Source organism: Algivirga pacifica, assembly GCF_039543525.1.
Lineage (GTDB): Bacteria > Bacteroidota > Bacteroidia > Cytophagales > Flammeovirgaceae > Algivirga > Algivirga pacifica.
Genome location: NZ_BAABJX010000016.1, coordinates 94344 through 115385, shown reverse-complemented (window position 1 = coordinate 115385; position 21042 = coordinate 94344). Strand labels below are relative to the sequence as shown.

Sequence of the window (21042 nt, the reverse complement as noted above, 5' to 3'; positions counted from 1 at the left end):
GCTTGAGTACTCTCCTCAGGATAATTATGTTTTATCCAAAGATTAACTGAGCGAAAGCTCAGTGAATAAATACTTTTGTTGTTATCAAAAACAACTAAACATTATGAACGAGCGAAGCTCATCTAAACATCATGAACAAAACTATTCTTGTATTTTATGTTTCAATTGTTGCTGAAGAGGAATATGAGTGTTTCCTTCTTTTTCTGGAATCATGGACATCGCATATTCACTCAAAGTAGTAATGGTCAAAGATGGGTTCACTCCTAAATTACAAGGTATAATGGAGCCATCCAGAATATACATATTGGGATACCCATGAACTTCGAAACGATCATTGACTACTCCTTCCGACTTGTCTTTTCCCATAGGACAACCTCCGAGAATATGAGCTGTAGTAGCGGTATTCAAGAAGATTTCCATCGCTACATTTTGAGGAATCCCTCCTGTTTTCTCTGCATAGCGGTACATCACCTCTTGACCGATTGGGATATAAGCCGGTACCTTCTGATGGCTTTCCCGATTATCAAAAGCGAGTCCTTTGCGGAAAAAACCTTTTCTCCATCTCATTTTCAAGGACTCTTCCAGGTTCTGCATCACCAAGAGGATAATCGTGTCTTTTCCCCATTGATGAAAATGGAAAAAACTTTTGAGGAACTGAAAAGGACGACTGATTATTTTTCCAATCAATTTAGCCGTACGCACTATACCACTTCCTGGTCCTACAGCCATCATGGCCAAACGTCCCATTACCCCTGAGTCTGAGTTATATTTTACAACTTCGATATGGGTGTTTTTATCTGCATTGAATACTGAAGTAATCGCAATACCATGATTCATCTTCTCCCCTATATTCGTCACTCCGCAAAGCATTTCCGCATTGGTCATAATATTACGACCCAATGTATCCGATAAATCAGGAAGGGTTTTCTTTCCGTGTTTCTGGTCCATCAATAAACTCAATGTCCCCAATACTCCTCCACTAACGATCAGCCCCTTACTCTTGAATAGTTTCTTCTTTTTACGGAACCAGCTTGTCGTGGAATGTACTTCGATCTCGTAATGTCTATTTTGGTAGGTAATTCGATGGGCTTTGGACTCTGGCAATATCTCTGCCCCGAAGTGCTCTGCAAAATGCAGGTAGTTTTTACTAAGGGTATTCTTGGCCCCATAACGACAGCCTACCATGCAACCGGCACATTTGACACACCCTTTGCGTAAAGGCCCCAACCCATTAAAGTAAGGGTCTTTTGCTTCCTCCGTATCTCCGGTATATACCCCTGCATTGACACCACTGAAAGTGTCTCCCCTCCCCATATCCTCAGCGATTTCCTTTAGGATATAATCTTCCTTTTGAAAGTCATCATAGGGAGTCGTACCCAGCATATATTTAGCCCTATCATAAAATGGCATCAGTATCGCCTTCCAGTCCTTGAAGTCTTTCCACACCGGGTTATTAAAAAAGTCATCCTTGGGAACCATATGGGTATTGGCATATACATTACTTCCTCCACCAACCCCAACCCCACTCAACACAAATACCTTACGAAAAAATGTCAACTGCTGTATTCCAAAACAACGAATAAAGGGTGCCCATAAGAACTTACGGATATTCCAATCTGACTTGGGATAATCCTTGTCTTTATAGCGTTTGCCCTTTTCCAGCAATAGTACCTTATAGCCCTTCTCCGCCAATCGCATGGCCGAGACACTACCACCAAATCCGGAGCCTATGACAACGTAATCGTATTCTTGTGTGTTCATCGTTATATGCAGTTAAGGTATTGGGTAATCAACAGGGATGTAGCGGTCCCTTTCCTTAAATATACATAATAAATGAATGATTATTACTCTATTATGGATGGGTAATTGATGAATATCTGCTTCTATAAGAAATATCAGTCATCCCATATTAACAAATGACTTAGTTTTCTGTTAATTCATTACTTTACAGCTACCCCACAAGCCCTTTATTAAGCTTCTTCATTTTTTCCTTGATGAAAAAACGAAGCAAAAAAATCAAGGCTTTGAAGAATTCGCCTAATTTTGAATCGTAAAAGCTAAAAATTCCAAACTCGCTACGCTCAAACAATGGAATTTTCTTAACGCCTTTACGATTCAAAATCTTAACGGCAATTCTTCAAGGCCGTTTTTAAACAAAAAAATAGAGTCCCCCCTTTAAATGTTAATATGGAATGACTCATCTTCTTATTTAAAATCCCAATGCATCTAAGATCTTCGCATCCAAATGCCTGTTCTTTCCTTGATAAGGATGGCAGTGAATATGGATGGCCGGATTAAAGTTCAGTTCTATAATACTGTAATTATTCGGCTGGGCAGGGGCTTGAATATTATCAATCATCATATCCAAACCGGTGATCTTTACACCCATGGCTTTGGCGGCTTCCACAGCAATTGCTTTGTAAGACGGGTGAATATCATCCGTATAATCAATACTGTCTCCCCCTGTACTGATATTAGAATTTTCTCGAAGGTATATCACTTGATCTTTCGCAGGGATATCCTCAAAAGTCAACCCTTGTGTTTTTAGGAACAACGCTTCCGCATCTCCCTTAGCAATTTTTTCAAGAGGTGTTTTATAGCCTTTTCCCCTTAGAGGATCTTCATTTTTACGATCGATTAACTGGGCAATGGTATGCTCTCCATCCCCAACCACATTTGCTGGTACTCTATGAAGAATCCCTACCACCTCATCGTTAATTACGAAAATCCTGAACTCCCTTCCGGAGACAAATTCCTCTGTTAAGATGGTATTATCGTGTTCGAAAGCCATTTCTACAGCTTTCTCATAGTCTTCTCGGGAATTATTTTCTTTCAAAATACTAATCCCCAACCCAAAATTGGTAGACTTCGGTTTAATTACAATGGCCTTTCCTTTCACCAATCCAAAAAAGTCTTTGGCCTTTTGAGCATCCGTAAATTCATTCCCTTCCGGCGCCTGAATACCTGCGGCTTTTAATACTTTCTTGGTCACCACCTTATTTTCCATCATCAAGATATGACTGTAAGAGTCCAAGGAAGTTTTCGTCGCTTGTACCACATATTCCTTTTTCTCTCCCTTACTAAGGGTGATGAAATTCTCGGAGCGGTCTAATAGTTCTACCTTTACGCCTCTTTTGACCGCCTCTTTCATTAAGAGCTGAGTCGATAACTCCAGGTCTTTTTTACCATAGAAGTTATAGTTCTTACCCTCTGCTTCTTCTCGATGTTTTCTGGACTGCTCCAAGTGCCACTGAATAAACATTTCAGGCGTATCAAAGGATGCTGTGATCTTGGATGCTAACCGTTGTTCCGGTTGCTCAAGCAACCCCTTTAAATGATCTATTGCTTCCTGATAAGCTATAGGCAAATCCTGAGGAAGCTCTTTAAGAAAACGCTCTGCAAAATCAGCCAAGACTTCCTGAAAAGATTGCTCTTTTTCACCTGCTACAGAAACCATTGCTTGGGGATCTCTTCCTCTGTCTGCTGCAGTCAGCTGGTATTCATGCGCTCTTCGCTGTGCTTGCTCATTGAACTCCTTATCTTCCTCCAATAGTCCATACAGCATGACTAAATGCACAATACGCAAGTCAATGGCCGATACTCCTGATGCTTCAAAAGGGTTAAGGTCAATATGGCGTACCTCCAAATGAGATATGGCTCCATTATTAGGGTTTTCTTTGATCCGTAAAGCGGAATAGTTCTCTTTCTCCGAATTAATCACCTTATGAGTGATCAATTCCTGTAAACTTTCCTTATACCTTTCGTAACTGCTATAGTCCAGAATAAACTCTCGCTCATTGCGGTACCCACATTTCCCTATTCTAAAAGAAGAAGCCAAAGGGGAAACACAACCTTTTTCCGTATGCGCTGTCTTTGATTTACAGACATACTGGGAATACGAAGCATGTATTGCCGGGCTTCCTCCCAAAAGTGCTATCACAAACCAATGGTTTTTCATATAGTTTGCTGCCGCTTTCATATAGATTCCTTCTCGGAATTGCTCATAAGAAACCTCTTCTGACTTCTTCTCCTGGTATAATAAGGCCAATAGTTCTTCCGGAAAGGATATATTAAAATGAATACCTGACACCAGTTGTTTACGCTTGCCATATACCTTGGAAAGATACTGTCGATATTCCTCCAGTTCTTTTCCCTGTTCTCCAAAATTGGCAATAGGAATTGTTTCCTCATCTATTGGAAGAATTGGCGGCATACTCTGTGGCCACAATAGTTCCTCATTCTCCAATGACTCCTCTACGATATTGTGAAGGGTATGTAAAAAGCCCACCGCTTCTTCAATCGTATCTTGCACAGGCGTAATCATCTCCACCTGACTCTCTGAAAAATCTGTCGTGATATAAGGGTGTGTCAGCTTATCACCCAAGGCGGCAGGGTGTGGAGAAAAAGCTAGTGTCCCATCCGAATTGACTCGAAGGTTTTCTTTTTCTAGTCCAAAATTCCCTTCCACTAACATGGAAGCCTTTAATGTATTCTTCATCGTCTGACTAATTTGTAGTGGATGTATTTAAGATAGATGAACTGGAACCCATGAGTTTACTAAATACAACCCGATAGAGTATAAGCATGGCAATTCCCCTAAAGAATGTACTGATAAATATCGTCCACCATACCCCATCAATTCCCAATACGGTAGGCTGTGCTAGCCATAAGGCCATTGGAATACGGGACAATAAAATGACAATGTTGATCCTTGCAGGCAGCTTCGTTTTCCCTAGTCCATTGATCAAATGACTGGTCAGCATTTCGGTGATCATAAACAATTGGGATAGTCCCACAATCTGTAGGTAACGTCCTCCTATCTCAATCGTCTTTATATCCTGAACAAATAATCTCATCAATTCTTCCGATTGCGTATACAATAAGAAGGTAATCAAGACCCCAAACACCAAGGCCATTTGAAGTGTTACCTTATACCCTTTCTGTATACGGGCATATTGTTGGGCGCCAAAATTTTGTCCCGAAAACGTCATCATAGCTCCTGAAAGCCCTCCAACAGTCATAAAGGTCAAAGCTTCAATCTGATGACCAATCTTCTGGGCGGCAATTGCCTCAGGGCCCCAACCCGCTACAATCTTACCGATAGCAATACTTGCCAAAGAAAAGATAATTCGTTGCACAGAAGGAGAAAACCCCAGCTTAACCATTGGCTTAAATAGCTGCATATCAAAAGTATGTCGAAAACCTTCTCCCAAAAAGGCTGTACGCCCCCTTAACATAAATACCAAGGCTACGATCGCTTGCGCAATAAAAGTGGAAAGGGCGGCTCCTCTAATCCCCATTTCCAATCCATAAACAAATACCGGAGTCAGTATTAGATTGATTACAATACCAATCATCCGAATTCGGAAAGAAGTTTTGGAATCCCCAAAGGCCATACTGATACTGGTCAGCACGTTAGTAGATAGAGTAAAGATCAATCCCAAAGCCATCCAGGTAATATACTCTTCAAATTCACCCCCTCCGGATAAATTAAAAAATGCCCCCAGAGGTCCCTTGTATAGTAAGATTAACAAGGAAAAAAGAAGTGCTATCCCCCAAGTTGCCAATAACGCATGACGGGCAATATGCTGTGCTTTTTCTTTGTTTTTCTCTCCCAAGGAATGGGAAATCTCTATGCCGGATCCTACCGTTAAAATAGAGCTGATGGCCCAAATTAAATGGGTATAAAATCCTGATACGCCTACCGCTGATATAGCTTGGCTCCCTAGTGTCCCTACCCAGTACATGTCAATAATATTATTGGCAAACTGCATAAAAGACGTACCAATCAGTGGAACCGCCAAGCTTACAATAGACTTGGGAATATTACCCGTTGTCAAATCTTTCATAGTGTATGATTGAAATTCAATCTGTCAGTTTAGTGATATAGGTGAATATACCTGTTAATGTCTTAGAGTTTATTCTTACCCATAGGCAACAATTCTCCTAATAGGTTTGGTTTCCGTAGGTACTTTTTAATCTTCCCCATAACCTTTATCGTAATATTGCGATATTACAATTATATAGTATTCCTAAAGACAATACAAATATATTTAAGCATATTCATAGATAAGATGACGGTGATCTCATGAACTCAAGCGATGATCTATATTTTTATAATACAAAATATCACTTCCTAAATCCCCAAAATTCTCCAATTATCAATATATTATGTCTTCATAATAACCAAAGTTAAGAGAGCCCCTTGTAACATGATGAACATCGACCTTCTTACCCTTCTACTTTATCTTTCCATCCCACTATCCAGTGGATTCATTGGTTGGTTTACCAACGTAACGGCTATTCAGATGCTGTTCTATCCTGTGAAGTACTTTGGAATCCCTCCTTTTGGCTGGCAAGGGATCGTTCCAGCCAACTCTCACAAAATGTCGCTGAAAGCGGTAGACCTACTCACCAATAAACTTTTTAAGATAGAGGAGCATTTTGAGCGCTTGGATGCCAATAGAGTGTCACTCGAAATGAAAGGGAGTATGAGGGATTTAACGATACGTACGGTTGATGAGGTCATGCAAAAAGAGCTTCCTAAGGTATGGAATACGCTTCCCTCCTCTGCCAAGGACTTGGTCTATGATGCGGTAGAGGAAAACACAAAGCATATGGTAGAAGATGTATTAATGGATATCAAAGAAAATATCCGACCCATGCTGGACCTTAAGATGTTAACCTTAGAGGCTATTGAGCGGGACCCACAACTATTAAATGAGATCTTTATCAAGTGCGGGGATCAGGAGTTTCGTTTTATTGAAAAATCCGGGTTTTACTTTGGGGCACTATTTGGTCTAACTCAAATGGCCGTTTCTATCTTCTTTATGGACTGGTGGTTATTGCCCCTATTCGGTTTGGTGGTAGGTTATCTAACGAACTGGCTTGCCCTGAAGCTAATTTTCAAGCCCAACAACCCTATACACTTTTTGGGATTTACCTTTTTGGGGCTGTTTCTAAAAAGACAAAAAGAGGTGGCGGCAGAGTATGCCTATATTGTCACCCAGCGTATCGTAACTACAGAGGCATTATTTCGATATGTTTCCCGCTCATCCGGTAAGGAAATCTTAAGCAGCCTAATTCGTAAACGATTGGATAATGTGATTGACAATAGCTATGATAAGGTCAAAGGGATCATTACCCTATGGGCCGATAAGCAAGATGCCGCAGAGCACATTAATATCATCAAGAATGTAGCTCATTTTCGTTTTATGCAAGAATTCCCCATTGCCCTCCGCAATGTCTATCCTTATGCCGATGAGGTATTTGATCTGAACAACGTCATTCGAAGCAAGATGGAAGTATTACCTTATAAAGACTTTGAGGGGGTACTACGCCCGGCATTTCAGGAAGATGAGTGGAAGTTAATTTTGGTGGGGGCTATTTTGGGGGGACTGGCCGGGGTGTTGCAATATATTTTCTTGTTTATGGCGTGATTTGGAGCGTGGACGCTCCACTTGTGGGGTGAGTCGTAGCGTGGACGCTACGACTAGGGCTACCCAATTTGTTGGGTAGTCAATAATTTTACGTAGCAACTGGTCTTTGCGTCCACGCAAAGACCAAAACATAATAGGAGCGTCCACGCTCCAGGTCTCAAAAATTCCCTACCTTTAGGATATAAAAACAAACCTTTCAAAAAATAAACTATGGCTAAAACTGCACTCATCACCGGAGCCACTTCCGGTATCGGCAAGGCTACTGCCGAACTTTTTGCTGAAAATGGCATTAACCTTATTCTTTGTGGTCGAAGAGAAGAGCGTTTACAAGCGCTAAAAGAAGAACTGGAGCAACATGTACTGGTTCATACCCTTAGCTTTGATGTAAGAGATCGTAAGGGCGTACAAAATGCGATGGATTCTTTGCCAGAAGTTTTCTCAACGATTGATATCTTGATCAATAATGCTGGGAATGCCCATGGATTGGACCCTATACAGACTGGGAATATGGACGATTGGGATGCGATGATGGATATTAATGTCAAAGGACTACTTTATGTTTCTAAAGCAATTATTCCTGGGATGGTCCAAAGGCAGGCTGGGCATATTATAAATATTGGTTCTACTGCAGCCAAAGAGGTTTATCCAAATGGAAATGTATACTGTGGCTCAAAACATGCGGTGGATGCTATTACAAAAGGCATGCGTATTGACCTTAATGAGGCAGGGATTCGTGTAGGAGGTATTCATCCGGGACTGGTACATACCGAGTTTTCTGAAGTTCGTTTTAAAGGAGATACGGAAAGAGCAGAGAATGTTTACAAAGGATATGAGCCTTTGAGAGCTGAAGATATCGCTGATATTATTCACTTTGTGGTAACGAGACCTTATCATGTCAATATTGCTGACTTGGTGGTATTCCCTACAGCTCAGGCTTCTTCAACGATTGTCAAAAAGAGTTGAATCAAGTTTTAATATTTATCGGTTATCGTTTATAAACAATAAGCGATAACCGATAAACTCAATATCTACTCATTATAGTAAAAACGCTCATACACGATTTGTCCATCTTTCCAGCGCTGTACTCCCGCTTGCTCCATTTTCACACGATTCCCTCCCTTAAATGTGACTTCCATGGCTGTTTCGTGCATAACGATTCCATTAGCCTCATCACTGGTAATGGCACGAACTTCTAGATCGTGAAACTCCTCTACCATATCCAAGAATTCTACTTCATGTTCACGGCATTCTTTTTTCCCTTTGAAGGTTTTGGTAGGCTCTCTCATTTCGACATTCTCTGCATAGTACTTGTCAAAGGCCTCTAGCAACTTGCCCTCTCCTAGCATACGATAAATGTCTTCGGTTTTTTCCTTTAAGGTCATGATATTTGGGTTAAATGGATAATTAAACAGACTCTTAAGAGTCTATAAAAGTTAAGCGTTCTATCAAGATTATTCAAGGCTTTTAGTTTAATATCCCTAGTAAGTTTTTGTAAGCTGAGGTTTTACAATGTTATCATTACGTTTTCATAAGGTCCTACTCTCATTATTTGATATAATTTAATTCAAACTCTTTTATTTAGTTGCAAGTTTAGACTAAAATACCCTTTAAAAAAAACACACCTCAAAATTAATAGAGGTGTGTTTTTTTAGAGCTTGTTTGGAATACTGATTTAGATAGAGAAAATTTCTACAACCTGTTCAAATTGATTCAAATTTGAGAATAATAGTGGTTCTATTTGTGGAAAATTTGAGTCGATTTGAACAGTGATTAGAGGAATTTTCTATCTGAAGACGTATTCCAAACAAGCTCTTAAAGATTTAAGCGAGAAATCACTTCACTTTCTCTACAACTTCCAACTGAGATACTTCCAAAGCTTGAGCGATATCCGCTTTGATATCTTCTATATGCTCCAAACCAGCAGATATACGAATCAATCCTGGTGTAATCCCCACTTGTAGACGCTCCTCTTCCGTCAACTTAGAGTGTGTTGTCGATGCCGGATGCGCACAAATCGTACGGGTATCCCCCAGATTAGCTGTGAAAGAACACATTTTCAAGGCATTCAAGAACTTTCGTCCCGCTTCAATTCCTCCTTTCACTTCGAAGGTGGTTAACCCTCCTCCTGCTCTCATTTGCTTTTTAGCCAATTCGTACTGCGGGTGTGAAGGCAAGAATGGATATTTCACAAATTCTACCTCTTCCCTTTCCTCCAGGAATTGCGCCAGTGCAAGCGCATTCTCACAATGACGCTCCATACGTACCGCCAAGGTCTCTAAACTCTTGGACAAAATCCACCCATTAAATGGTGATAATGCCGGACCCGTATGTCTAGCCATAAAGCGCACTTGCTCAATCAACTCTTTAGAACCTAGTACCGCACCAGCGATAGTACGTCCCTGCCCATCAATAAACTTGGTAGCAGAATGGGTCACAATATGCGCACCTAGTTTCAGTGGGTTTTGTACATATGGTGTTGCAAAGCAATTATCCACATTCAAAATAATCCCATGCTTATCCGCCAACTTACCCAGGTACTCAATATCTAATAGATCAATCGCCGGATTGGAAGGTGTCTCAATAAAGATCATCTTCGTATTTTCCTGAATCGCCTCCTCAAACCCTTCTGGATTATCAATATCGACATACGTATGAGAGATTCCCCATTTAGGCAATAATTGCGTAAGAATCTGGTGCGTAGAACCGAATACAGAACGAGAGGCCACAATATGATCTCCTGCACTGACAAAAGCCGCAATACTGGTAAACATTGCTGCCATACCCGAAGCCATAGACATTCCATCCTCAGCCCCTTCCATCAGGCAAAGCTTCTCGATAAACTCATTGTTATTTGGATTGGAATAACGGGTATAGATATTCCCCTCTACCTCATTACTAAATAACGCACGAGCATGCTCTGCATCATTAAAGGTAAATCCAGAGTTCATGTAAATCGGAGCAGAATGTTCTCTTTGTGACGTTTGTTCCATCTGCGTACGGATGGCCAATGTTTCGAAGTTTTTGAATTCCATATTCGGTTCGTTTATAGTTGTTCTTTTTGGAAGGTAACTGTTGAGTCCATTACATGGCGTCGATCACGCCGCTAATTGAGTAGCGCTACGTGCCATTGAGTTGAGTTTCGCTTATTGAACTGAATGAGTAATTCACTGAACTCAATCAACAATTCAACTCGGTTCAACGAGCGAAATTCAACTCAGCTGCTTACAGCTGACGTTCAACGATTCAACAAATACTATTCGTTGATAATCTCAAAGCTATGCGTAATCTCTGCAGTCTTTCCTACCATTTCCCCTACGGAGCAATATTTATCTACCCCTAACTCAATCGCTCTAGCTACTTTTTTCTCATCCAAGTCACCATACATTTTGAAATGCAAATGTGCTTTGGTAAATGGAGAAGGCGCTCCTTCCTTACGGTCTCCTTCAATCGAGATCTTGACATCTTTCAAATCTTGACGCTGTTTTTTCAAGATACCCACAATATCAAAAACACTACATCCAGCCAGTGCGGACAATACCAATTGCATAGGACTCATGGCTTTGCCTTCCCCTAGCTCTGAACCAGGCTTTCCATCCATTTCCACTTTCAATCCTTCTTCTGATACTGCTTCAAAGTGAATGCCGTCGTTTAATCTATTTAGTTCGATTTTCATATTTATATTTTCTTATAATTCCATTTGGGGCATGAAACAAGCTCTAATCATACCTCAATAAAAAATTGATTGCGTCCTAAAAATATTTAAGGCAAATTTTGTTGATTGAAAGGAAAATAAAAACTTATTTCGCCTTAAATTCTTCTGCCTAACTAGGCTTTTAACAGAAAAAAAATCTTTAAACAATACTGAGATGAAAGAAATTACGGTTCAAGAATTAAAGAAACTTCAGGACGAAGGAGCTGATTTTCAACTAATAGACGTAAGAGAACCTGTTGAATTTGAAGAAGCAAACCTTGGTGGTGAGCTAATTCCATTGGGAGAATTCATGGAGGATATCGATGCCGCTACAGAAAACATCAGCAAAGACAAGCAAGTGATCGTACATTGTCGCAGCGGAAAGCGTAGTGCTAACGCGATCATGATGATGGAAATGCAAAAAGACTATGATAACCTTTACAACTTGACGGGAGGTATCATGGCTTATATTGACGAGATCGGACTATAATGGAGAAAGGAAGAAGGAGAAAGGATTAATAATTCCTTCTTCCTTCTTCCTTCTTCCTTATTCCTTCTTCCTTCTTCCTTCTTCCTTCTTCCTTCTTCCTTAAACCGTTTAAAAGTAGCACTCAACCATCAGTTTACTTAGCAATCAATTCACTAAAATACTACTCTTCTATAAAGGATCCCACTCTCTGCAGATACTGCTTCATAATATACCTCTCCCAACTTAAAGTAATTCTGTCCATCCTCTGTTACCACCATACATCCTGACGGTAATTGCTCCAGGTACATTTCATTTGGCGGAGGTACTACAGTAAAGAAGATATCCTCCCCCATCGCTCTTGCTTCATAATAGGCACCTTGATACACATAGTAAGTTTCTCCATATACTTCCTCAATCACTGCTCCCTCCGGCAACATATTTACTGTCATCCCTACTAATGGGCGTACTACTTGGTATCTACCCCAACCAAGTCTTCTATAGACTGTCCCTGCAAAGTAATAATACTTCACACCGTCAATCACCATCTTCTGTGCTCCATCAGGCACCACGGAAACAATTGCCCCCAAAGGAGCCTCTATAACTCTGTATCCTCCATCATAAGCACTATAATAAACTCCTTGATTATAATAATATTGATTGCGGTTTAAATAAAAAGACGACCAAGTAGGTGAGTAATCATAATACACTTGCCCTATGGGCCTCCAATAGGTTCCCCAATATCCGGCACCTGCGTAATAAGTTGGTACGTAATGGTGCACTCGGTGATACGGTCTATAATGATATTCCTTGATCACTACTGTTCTAGGAGCATTCACCACTACCGTTGTAGGTCTACTGCGAGGTCGGCTCGTTACACTTGCATAGTCTCTATTCGCATGTGATCGACCACGTGTAGGAGTAGTCACGATTGTTTGTGCTTTAGGTCTACCGTTTACTCCTTGAGAAGTTGGCGTAAAGTTTTTCTCTCGGCTATTGGTTTGATGTATTTTAGTATTAGGTCTGTACACTGCCCTTCCTTTGGTAGGTTCGTGTACATTTGCCGTTCTGCTAGAACTTTTTGATTCATTTGAAGTCGTAGTGGTCGTTCCTCTCACTCTACTGCTTCTGGTGGTCTTATAAAAAGGCTTTGAGGTAGTTTTAGGAGTAGTATATACCGCCTTTGATCTTGTCGAAATAGGTTTCTTCGGTGTAGTCTTTACCGTACTTTTACGAGAAGGTGTTGAAGGACGAGAGGTTACTTTCTTCGTTCTTGAGGGAGTAGAGGATGACTTTACCGTTGACGTATTTCTTCTACTTTTGGTTGACGGACTACTTTTTCGAGTAGGACCTGAAGGACGAGAAGTCGTCTTCTTGGTTCTCGAGGATGAACTCGAAGAAGCTTTTTCTTTTCGGGTGCTTGTACTTGACTTTTTAATTGGCACCGCTGACTTATTGGACTTTGTTCTTGAAATTGTTCTCTGTGCATATCCATCTATACTTCCTAACAATAACGTTAGGCACCCTAACAGCATGACGTATCTGAAAACCATAGCAAATGTGTTTTTAGTTAAAATTTATCTTTTACCCTCCCGCAAAAAAATCCTTTTCATCTGGATTTCAAAGAAGCTCTTAATACAAAGACAAACAAAGGTATTCAGAGGTCAAAATTTTTCATTTTGATAAAATTGTATTGATAGGGTCAGAGGATGAATAGTCCTTTTTGGAATGTATTCATTTCGATCGGTATCACATACCAAATAGTGGGTAGATCTTATCCTTGATTATGGGTAGTACACTTCTAATTTTTCAATTATTTCAATAAAATATACTATCCATTATTTCATTATTAATATTTTTTATGTTTTATTAGCATTCAACTAAAGACTATTGATTGCGTCACGCCATACTAAACAGTATACAAACACAGCCTTACAAAAATATTACAACAGTCCATATTCTCTGTTGACAATAGTCAGCAAAACAATATGGCATGGATTATTTTTTGACTTCCATTCTAAATTTGGGTTAGGAAATGGAAGGCATATCACACACTTAGATTAAATTAGAACTATGGTAATTGGCATTCTGAATGAAACAAGCGACAAGCGTGTAGCTGTCGTTCCTGCACTGGTGCAAAAACTGGTAAAGGAAGGACACAGCGTGTATTTTGAAAAAGGAGCTGGATTAACTGCCTCCGTAACAGATACAGCTTATGAAGAGGCTGGTGCAATCAGCAAAGAACGTAATAGTATTTTAGAGGAATCAGACTTTATTCCTACAATTCACCCAATCAGTAAAGACGAAGCTACTCAATTAAAGGCTAACGCTACCCTACTGACCCTATTGCAACCTTTTCAAACAGATGAATTCTACAAGGGGCTTTCTGTAAAAGAAATCACTGCATTTTCTTTTGACATGATCCCTAGAAGTACGATTGCACAGAGTATGGATGTACTTTCTTCTATGGCTTCTATTGCAGGCTATAAGTCAGTACTGACTGCAGCAGATTTACTACCTCGTTATATCCCTATGCTATCTACAGCAGCAGGTACAATACCTCCTGCCAAAGTACTGATTCTGGGTGCTGGTGTTGCTGGTTTACAAGCGATTGCCACTGCCAAGAGATTGGGAGGACAAGTAGAAGCTTTTGACACACGTCCTGCTGCTAAAGAAGAGGTGCAGTCACTGGGAGCTAAATTTGTAGAAGTAGAAGGTGCTGCTGATGCTAGTAATGCCGGAGGGTATGCCGTAGAGCAAACGGAAGAATACAAGCAAAAGCAAAAAGCATTGATTGAGGAAAAAGTACAGAAAGCAGACGTTATCATCACAACGGCGCAGCTTAGAGGAAAACCTGCTCCTACCCTAATTACAGAAGAAATGGTAAAGAGCATGAAAGAAGGCTCTGTCATTATTGACCTGGCTTCCTCTACAGGAGGAAACTGCGCACTAACTGAAGATGAGAAAACAGTCGTAAAGCATGGCGTTAATATCCTGGGTAGCTCACAACTAGCTGCTGAAGTCCCAGAACATGCTTCTCAACTATTCAGCAGAAATATTGAGAACTTCCTTAAGATTCTTCTGGTAGAAGGTCAACTTACCTTAGACTTCTCCAACGATATTCTTCGCAGTAGCTGTGTCATCTATAACGGGCAAAGCGTTTATGGTGAAACCGATAGCTTGATTAAAAAGAACACTGAAGCTGAAAAAGAGGAAGCTATAGAGGCTTAATCTAAAAGCAATTTTTTTGAAGTGTTTTTTATTTAGTTGCAACAAACGACTAAAAATCTGCCACTTACATCATTTTTGAAAACGAAATCATCTTAATCCTATGGATACGAATGTCTTATTTATAGAGCTGTTCTTGGCTCAATACCTACCAATCATCACTATATTGGTATTAGCTTCTTTTTTGGGAATGGAGATTATCGGTAAAGTCCCTACCGTACTGCATACCCCACTTATGTCTGGTGCAAATGCTATTTCTGGAGTCGTAGTAATTGGTGCGATTATCCTGATTCGCAATGCAGCAGCAGATGACTACCTGACACTAGGAATGGGTTTTTTGGGTATCTGCCTGGCCATGATCAACGTGGTAGGAGGATTTGCCGTGACCAACCGTATGTTAGATATGTTCAAGAAGAAGAATAAATAGTGTTTGCTTGACACTTATACGTATATAGCATCCGTTATTTATTATTTTAAAGATTTAACTTAAGAAAGAAGTGAATAATACTATAGATTTTTTGTACCTGGCCAGCATCATTGTATTCGTCTTTGGTCTTAAAGGACTGGCTCACCCTGAAACTGCCCGTAGAGGGAACCTTATCGCAGCTGGAGCTATGGGAGCTGCTATCCTGATTTCCATCTTCGCTCCTATGGAGAACGGAGACAATAACTACCTTTGGATTCTTGGAGGTATGGTCGTAGGTAGTGTGATCGGCTTGATCTCTGCCAAGAAAGTAGCCATGACCAAAATGCCAGAAATGGTATCCCTATTCAATGGTCTGGGTGGTGCTTGTGCCATGCTGATTGGTATTGTAGAGTTCAAGAACCTTGACCCTATTACGCCAATGATGAGCGGAGCAGTTTTCGCCAACTTATTTGCCTTATTCATTGGTTCTGTTTCCTTTACAGGTTCTATTATCGCCTGGGGAAAACTTAATGGATCATTAAGAGATACTTTAAAATTACCAGCACCACAGGTCATTAACCTGGTTACGCTGCTACTGATCATTGGAGGTTCTGCTTGGACGATGATGCAGCCTGAACTAGACATGACATTGGTATTTGCCCTATTGGCACTATCCCTGTTTTATGGTGTTGCTTTCGTTAGCCCAATTGGAGGTGGCGATATGCCCGTAGTGATTTCCCTACTAAACTCTTTTACAGGGATTGGCGCAACAGGTGCCGGTCTGATCTACGGCAATAATGTCATGATCATTGGTGGTATTCTGGTAGGAGCTTCCGGAATCATCCTTACGGTAATGATGTGTAAAGCCATGAACAGATCCCTGATCAATGTGATTATCGGTGGCCTTGGCAGTGGAGGAAGCAGCAGTGGTTCTGATCGTGAGCAAGTGGTCAAAGAGGTAGGACTTTCTGACTTGGCTATACAGTTGAAATACGCTAGTAAAGTGGCTATTGTACCGGGATATGGTCTAGCGGTAGCACAAGCACAGCACATTTGTCACGAAATCGAAGAGGCCTTGGAAGAAGAAGGCGTAGAAGTAAAATATGCGATCCACCCAGTAGCCGGACGTATGCCAGGGCATATGAACGTACTATTGGCTGAATCTGACGTTCCTTACGAAAAACTAATGGAACTAGAGCCGGCTAATGCTGACTTCCCAACAACCGACGTGGTCTTGGTCATCGGTGCCAACGACGTGGTTAACCCAGCGGCTAAAGAGGACAGCGCCTCTCCTATCTACGGTATGCCTATCCTGGATGTAGAGCAAGCCAAAAACGTTGTGGTATTGAAAAGAGGTATGAGTACTGGATACGCAGGGGTGCAAAACCCGCTATTCTTCGGAGATCGTACCAAAATGCTATTCGGAGACGCTAAAGATTCATTGAATAAGCTGAAGGATGAGATCCATCACGCATAAAATATTAAAGATAAAGCATCTATAACAATTGAACCAAATCACGTACGGCTGCGCCATTGGCGCGGCCGTACTTATTTAAGGGGTGGCCGACTTATTTAAAGCAATGATCTTGCTTTTATATCACATTTATCGAACAGCCTCAATCGTAAATGTCTTTCTCCCGGCTGGCGTCTGTACCTGAACACTATCCCCTACAAACTTATCCCAAAGAGCTTTTCCGATAGGTGACATAATACTCAATGTCTTCTTACGGGTATCAGCCTCGTCCTTTCCTACCAAACGAAACTCCATGGAACGTCCTGTTTCATCCTTGAACTTTACAAAACGTCCGAAACATGCTTGTCCTTCTTTTCCGGCAGGAGTAAATATTTTAAGAATCTGTGTACGCTTATGCAGGTAACCAATACGGCGATCCAGCTCTCTTAGCTTCTTCTTACCATAAATATATTCTGCATTTTCAGAGCGGTCTCCCATGGCTGCGGCTTCTGATACTGCTTCGGTTACAATCTTTCGCTCGTCCCACAACGCCTTCATCTCTTGGTTCAACTGATCGAACCCCTCTTTTGTGATTAATATTGACGTATCCATCTGTTTGATATTATTATAGTTCTTGTATGTTTTATATGCTGTGTTCCCCTATTGTTCACTCTCCTTCTTTTGTTCCACTTCATTCTTCAGGAGTTTCAAGGCTTCTGTATATTGTGCTTTCATATTCTCATCAAAGTCTGACAGCAACGCATATCCTCTAGCTAATAGATTAAACCCAAAATCTCCCTTTTCTTCCCATAACAATTTAGTACCCTCCTCAGAAGGAGTTAGAATAAAAGTACCTTGATTCACAAAACTGCCATCATTAATACTCATCACCACCTCTACTTTCTCATAAGGAATAGAGGTTACAATTTCCAATCTGCCATTCCCTTGTTCTCCCTGATCCCAGGTCAACAGGCTGCCTACCCCTTCTTCTATCCCTTTGTATTGTATAGAAGCCAATTGACTGCTATCCATTTCCGCAAAGGCCCAAGATTCCCATAAGCGCAAGGTATTGATATGAGGAAAAACCTCTTTAGGGGTCGCTTCAATAGTTACCTCTGCCTCTACCTTATAATCACTTGGCAACATAAAAGTAATTAGCATCAATAACCCCAGTACAGAAACTATACCTAGCAAAAACGATTTGATCATACGATATCTACTTTGAACATGTAATTTTTTAACTCACCACATCAGATTTATAGGTAATTATGATTAAAATCCCCATATACCTTTCAACTGCTTTCTTTATTCAAAACTACTCCCAGCCTCCCGTATATCGATCAAAGCGAAGCAAAAGCTTATATAAAACTGAATAAATGAGTTAAGTTCTTAATTTTTTAAAGCGCAAATATCATAATATTTAGTTCTACCAAACAAGTATAAATGACTTTTTGAACACAATTCTTACAACCCTATATTGAAGATATAAATTATTGCATATCGAAACCTTTCTATGCAATCAGGGTAACGTTGAACTATTAATTAAGGTAAGTTTAGGCTTACAAATTGTGCTTACTGCTCCATCTTTGATAAGGTGGAGTAGTTTTTTTTGTTCTCTTCAGAAATACGGTGCGATTCTATCCTAATCTCTTGGATAAATGCAATGAGGTATCCATTTTTGTAGCTGAATACACGGTAGCAATTACAGATCGAAATTAAGAGCGTCATGCAGAATGATCCAACATTAAACGGAAAATACCTGGGTAGCATTACCCAAGACTTCTTGAAAGTAGCCAACGCTTTAAAGGAAAGTGCTTACCAAATCAAGGCACGAAAGATTTCTGAATTCCCCATTTTCCCCATAGCCAAAGAAGAGTTGCTTGTCGGACAACTTTTGATTGGCATCAAGGACAAGCCTCAGTTGAACTGGAACTATCATATTTCCTTTGCTGAAGAGTTCGTTCAAAGAAACTTAATTGAGGAAGACAAGCTGGAGGAATTTGTCGCCAACTACAAAGACCCCGAAGAATACTGTTGTCTTTTTGTAGTGGACGAAGGGTTTGTCAATTTTGTATACGTCCCTTATCCTTTGGAAGAGGACTAGAGCTAGCAATTACATTTACAATAAACTATACAATGGCTGAAATTAAATGGAAAACCGTTAAAGAATACGAGGATATCACTTATAAAAAATGTGATGGCGTAGCCCGTATTGCTTTTAACAGACCTGAGGTACGTAATGCCTTTCGTCCAAAAACTGTCGCTGAACTATACGAAGCTTTTCTGGATGCCAGAGAAGATACAAGCATCGGTGTAGTACTATTATCTGGTGAAGGACCATCTCCAAAGGACGGGAAATATGCATTCTGTAGTGGCGGTGACCAAAACGCCAGAGGATTCCAGGGATATGTAGACGACGACGGTATGCCGCGTCTGAATATCCTTGAGGTACAGCGTTTGATCCGCTTTATGCCAAAGGTAGTCATCTCTGTCGTACCAGGATGGTGCGTGGGTGGTGGCCACAGTTTGCACGTTGTATGTGACATGACTCTAGCGAGTAAGGAACATGCGATCTTCAAGCAAACGGATGCGGATGTTACCAGCTTTGACGGTGGTTATGGCTCTGCTTACCTTGCTAAAATGGTAGGACAGAAAAAAGCAAGAGAGATCTTCTTCCTTGGAAGAAACTACTCCGCACAAGATGCCTATGAAATGGGTATGGTCAACGCCGTAATTCCTCACGACGAACTAGAAGACACCGCTTATCAGTGGGCTCAGGAAGTCCTTGCAAAATCACCTACTTCTATCAAGATGCTTAAATTTGCCTTCAACCTAACCGATGACGGCATGGTAGGACAGCAGGTATTCGCTGGAGAAGCCACTCGTTTGGCTTATATGACAGAAGAAGCTAAGGAAGGTAGAAATGCCTTTTTGGAGAAGCGTAAGCCTAACTTCAAAGATATCAAGTGGATTCCTTAGTGGGGTTGAATCGTTGAATCGTTGAATTAAGCTTCGCTCGTTGAATCGAGTTTAATTGTTGGTTGAATCGTATTCTCTTTCAGTCAACAATTCAACTCGAATCAACTCACCGAAGGTGAAATTCAACGATTCAACGATTCAACATCATGCACATACCGAAGATCTGTATACGGAGTCATTGCTCAGTATACAGATTTTTTATTAGTATTCATCCATCACTAATCACCTACCAACATGTCAACCTTTTCTTTTCAGCCAGCGAACTATAAGATTAAACGTTACCCAAGTACTTCCAACCATTCCCTTAAAAGCTGGAGTGCGGCAGACGAGTATATGCTACAATACCTTTCGGACTTGGAAAGCACCCCTTCCCATGCGATTATCTGCAATGACCGATTTGGGTATTTGGGCTGTCACCTCTCCCCTTTCAGTCCTCAAGTCGTAATCAACTATAAATCACAGGAAAAGGCTATTCGCCTCAATCTGGAAAAGAATGGCATTGCTCCTGAGAAGCTATCCTTCTATACGCCTTTGGATACGCTTCAGGATACTACTATTGCGCTGATACGCATCCCTAAATCTACCGATCTCTTCGAGTGGTTTCTTCATCAAGTACACACACAAATTGACGATAAAGGAGAAGTGATATGTAGTTTTATGACGAAGTACTTCAATCCTCAATTATTGAAAGTTGCAGAGAAGTACTTTGAAGAGGTGGAGCAAAGTAAAGCATGGAAGAAAGCCCGTCTACTGATCTTGAAAAAACCAAAAAAGATAGATACTTCCATCACTTCTTTGGTGCACCAGCTTCCTTATCAGGATCAAAAAGTATTTGAGCAATATTATGGGGTATTCTCAGCCAAGAATATTGACTATGCGACCCAGTTCTTTATGGAAAATATGCTGATCGAAGGAAATGAAAACACCGTATTGGACCTGGCTTCTGGCAATGGCGTATTGGCTTGGGCCGCTAGACAAGTTCTTCCAAATGCAGATATACATTTGATGGATGATGCTCATTTGGCAGTAGCCTCTTCCCAAAGAAATTTAAGTTCTGAAAAGACCTCCTTTCACTTTGAGGACCATATAGAAGACTTACCTGTGAAGCAATTTGATTTGATTGTCAGCAACCCTCCTTTTCATTTTGAGCATGAAAACAATATAGAGGTATCCATAGGGTTATTCCAACAGGTAAAAAAAGCATTATCTCCTACCGGTAATTTCCAGTTAGTAGCCAACAAGCACCTGAACTACAAAACCCATCTGGAAAAAATATTTGAAAAAGTAGAGGTGGTTCAAGAAAATGATAAGTTTATCATCTATCAATGTCGATAGTCCTAAATAGATAAAGGATAAAGGATAAAGGAAGAAGGACTCCTT

General features: G+C 40.6%; 18 protein-coding genes. 9 read left to right on the top strand and 9 right to left on the bottom strand.

The genetic code is table 11. From position 1 onward, the window contains the following. Window positions 1–141: 141 nt before the first annotated feature. The 3 genes from ABD985_RS04165 to ABD985_RS04155 all read right to left on the bottom strand — a co-directional run bounded on the left by ABD985_RS04165 (window position 142) and on the right by ABD985_RS04155 (window position 5849). Window positions 142–1761, bottom strand: coding sequence for a GMC oxidoreductase (locus ABD985_RS04165; RefSeq protein ID WP_345369445.1), 1620 nt, complete (start codon window positions 1759–1761; stop codon window positions 142–144). Window positions 1762–2209: 448 nt separating this feature from the next. After that, entirely contained in the window at window positions 2210–4498 is a 2289-nt protein-coding gene (gshAB, locus tag ABD985_RS04160; protein ID WP_345369443.1) for a bifunctional glutamate--cysteine ligase GshA/glutathione synthetase GshB, read from the bottom strand. Between the two features lie 7 nt (window positions 4499–4505). Then, a complete protein-coding gene (locus ABD985_RS04155) occupies window positions 4506–5849 on the bottom strand; it encodes an MATE family efflux transporter (RefSeq protein ID WP_345369442.1) in 1344 nt (447 codons plus the stop codon). Window positions 5850–6212: 363 nt separating this feature from the next. Here ABD985_RS04155 and ABD985_RS04150 point away from each other — a divergent pair, with 363 nt between their 5' ends. Together ABD985_RS04150 and ABD985_RS04145 are read left to right on the top strand one after the other, a co-directional pair. Next, window positions 6213–7439, top strand: a complete 1227-nt coding sequence (locus ABD985_RS04150; protein WP_345369440.1) for a DUF445 domain-containing protein — start codon at window positions 6213–6215, stop codon at window positions 7437–7439. A 210-nt stretch (window positions 7440–7649) separates the two neighbouring features. Beyond that, complete coding sequence (locus tag ABD985_RS04145; RefSeq protein WP_345369438.1) at window positions 7650–8402, top strand: SDR family NAD(P)-dependent oxidoreductase; 753 nt, start codon at window positions 7650–7652, stop codon at window positions 8400–8402. 65 nt (window positions 8403–8467) lie between these two features. On the opposite strand, the gene ABD985_RS04140 is transcribed toward ABD985_RS04145, so the two are convergent. The 3 genes from ABD985_RS04140 to ABD985_RS04130 all read right to left on the bottom strand — a co-directional run bounded on the left by ABD985_RS04140 (window position 8468) and on the right by ABD985_RS04130 (window position 11112). After that, entirely contained in the window at window positions 8468–8821 is a 354-nt protein-coding gene (locus tag ABD985_RS04140; RefSeq protein ID WP_345369436.1) for a SnoaL-like domain-containing protein, read from the bottom strand. A gap of 450 nt (window positions 8822–9271) precedes the next feature. Further along, window positions 9272–10471, bottom strand: a complete 1200-nt coding sequence (locus ABD985_RS04135; protein ID WP_345369434.1) for a trans-sulfuration enzyme family protein — start codon at window positions 10469–10471, stop codon at window positions 9272–9274. 221 nt (window positions 10472–10692) lie between these two features. Beyond that, on the bottom strand, window positions 10693–11112 hold the full coding sequence (locus ABD985_RS04130; protein ID WP_345369432.1) for an OsmC family protein: 420 nt from the start codon (window positions 11110–11112) through the stop codon (window positions 10693–10695). Window positions 11113–11305: 193 nt separating this feature from the next. On the opposite strand from ABD985_RS04130, the gene ABD985_RS04125 reads away from it, so the two are divergent. Beyond that, window positions 11306–11620, top strand: coding sequence for a rhodanese-like domain-containing protein (locus tag ABD985_RS04125; RefSeq protein WP_345369431.1), 315 nt, complete (start codon window positions 11306–11308; stop codon window positions 11618–11620). 152 nt (window positions 11621–11772) lie between these two features. On the opposite strand, the gene ABD985_RS04120 is transcribed toward ABD985_RS04125, so the two are convergent. Continuing rightward, window positions 11773–13149: a DUF6515 family protein gene (locus tag ABD985_RS04120; protein WP_345369429.1), complete on the bottom strand. Its 1377-nt coding sequence runs from the start codon at window positions 13147–13149 to the stop codon at window positions 11773–11775. 520 nt (window positions 13150–13669) lie between these two features. Between ABD985_RS04120 and ABD985_RS04115 the strand changes: the two genes are divergently transcribed. From ABD985_RS04115 to ABD985_RS04105, 3 genes are all read left to right on the top strand, one after another. After that, window positions 13670–14827: a Re/Si-specific NAD(P)(+) transhydrogenase subunit alpha gene (locus ABD985_RS04115; protein ID WP_345369427.1), complete on the top strand. Its 1158-nt coding sequence runs from the start codon at window positions 13670–13672 to the stop codon at window positions 14825–14827. Window positions 14828–14927: 100 nt separating this feature from the next. Next, window positions 14928–15251, top strand: coding sequence for an NAD(P) transhydrogenase subunit alpha part 2 (locus ABD985_RS04110; RefSeq protein ID WP_345369425.1), 324 nt, complete (start codon window positions 14928–14930; stop codon window positions 15249–15251). 70 nt (window positions 15252–15321) lie between these two features. After that, on the top strand, window positions 15322–16707 hold the full coding sequence (locus ABD985_RS04105; RefSeq protein WP_345369423.1) for an NAD(P)(+) transhydrogenase (Re/Si-specific) subunit beta: 1386 nt from the start codon (window positions 15322–15324) through the stop codon (window positions 16705–16707). Window positions 16708–16833: 126 nt separating this feature from the next. Here the strand turns inward: ABD985_RS04105 and ABD985_RS04100 are convergent, their stop codons facing one another. Further along, on the bottom strand, window positions 16834–17295 hold the full coding sequence (locus ABD985_RS04100) for a GreA/GreB family elongation factor (protein ID WP_345369422.1): 462 nt from the start codon (window positions 17293–17295) through the stop codon (window positions 16834–16836). A 48-nt stretch (window positions 17296–17343) separates the two neighbouring features. Beyond that, window positions 17344–17892, bottom strand: coding sequence for an SRPBCC family protein (locus ABD985_RS04095; RefSeq protein WP_345369421.1), 549 nt, complete (start codon window positions 17890–17892; stop codon window positions 17344–17346). A gap of 517 nt (window positions 17893–18409) precedes the next feature. Between ABD985_RS04095 and ABD985_RS04090 the strand changes: the two genes are divergently transcribed. The 3 genes from ABD985_RS04090 (at window position 18410) to ABD985_RS04080 (ending at window position 20997) form a co-directional block, all read left to right on the top strand. Beyond that, window positions 18410–18787, top strand: coding sequence for a hypothetical protein (locus ABD985_RS04090; RefSeq protein ID WP_345369419.1), 378 nt, complete (start codon window positions 18410–18412; stop codon window positions 18785–18787). 32 nt (window positions 18788–18819) lie between these two features. Next, a complete protein-coding gene (locus ABD985_RS04085) occupies window positions 18820–19662 on the top strand; it encodes a 1,4-dihydroxy-2-naphthoyl-CoA synthase (RefSeq protein ID WP_345369418.1) in 843 nt (280 codons plus the stop codon). Between the two features lie 234 nt (window positions 19663–19896). Beyond that, a complete protein-coding gene (locus ABD985_RS04080; RefSeq protein WP_345369417.1) occupies window positions 19897–20997 on the top strand; it encodes a methyltransferase in 1101 nt (366 codons plus the stop codon). Window positions 20998–21042: the final 45 nt, after the last annotated feature.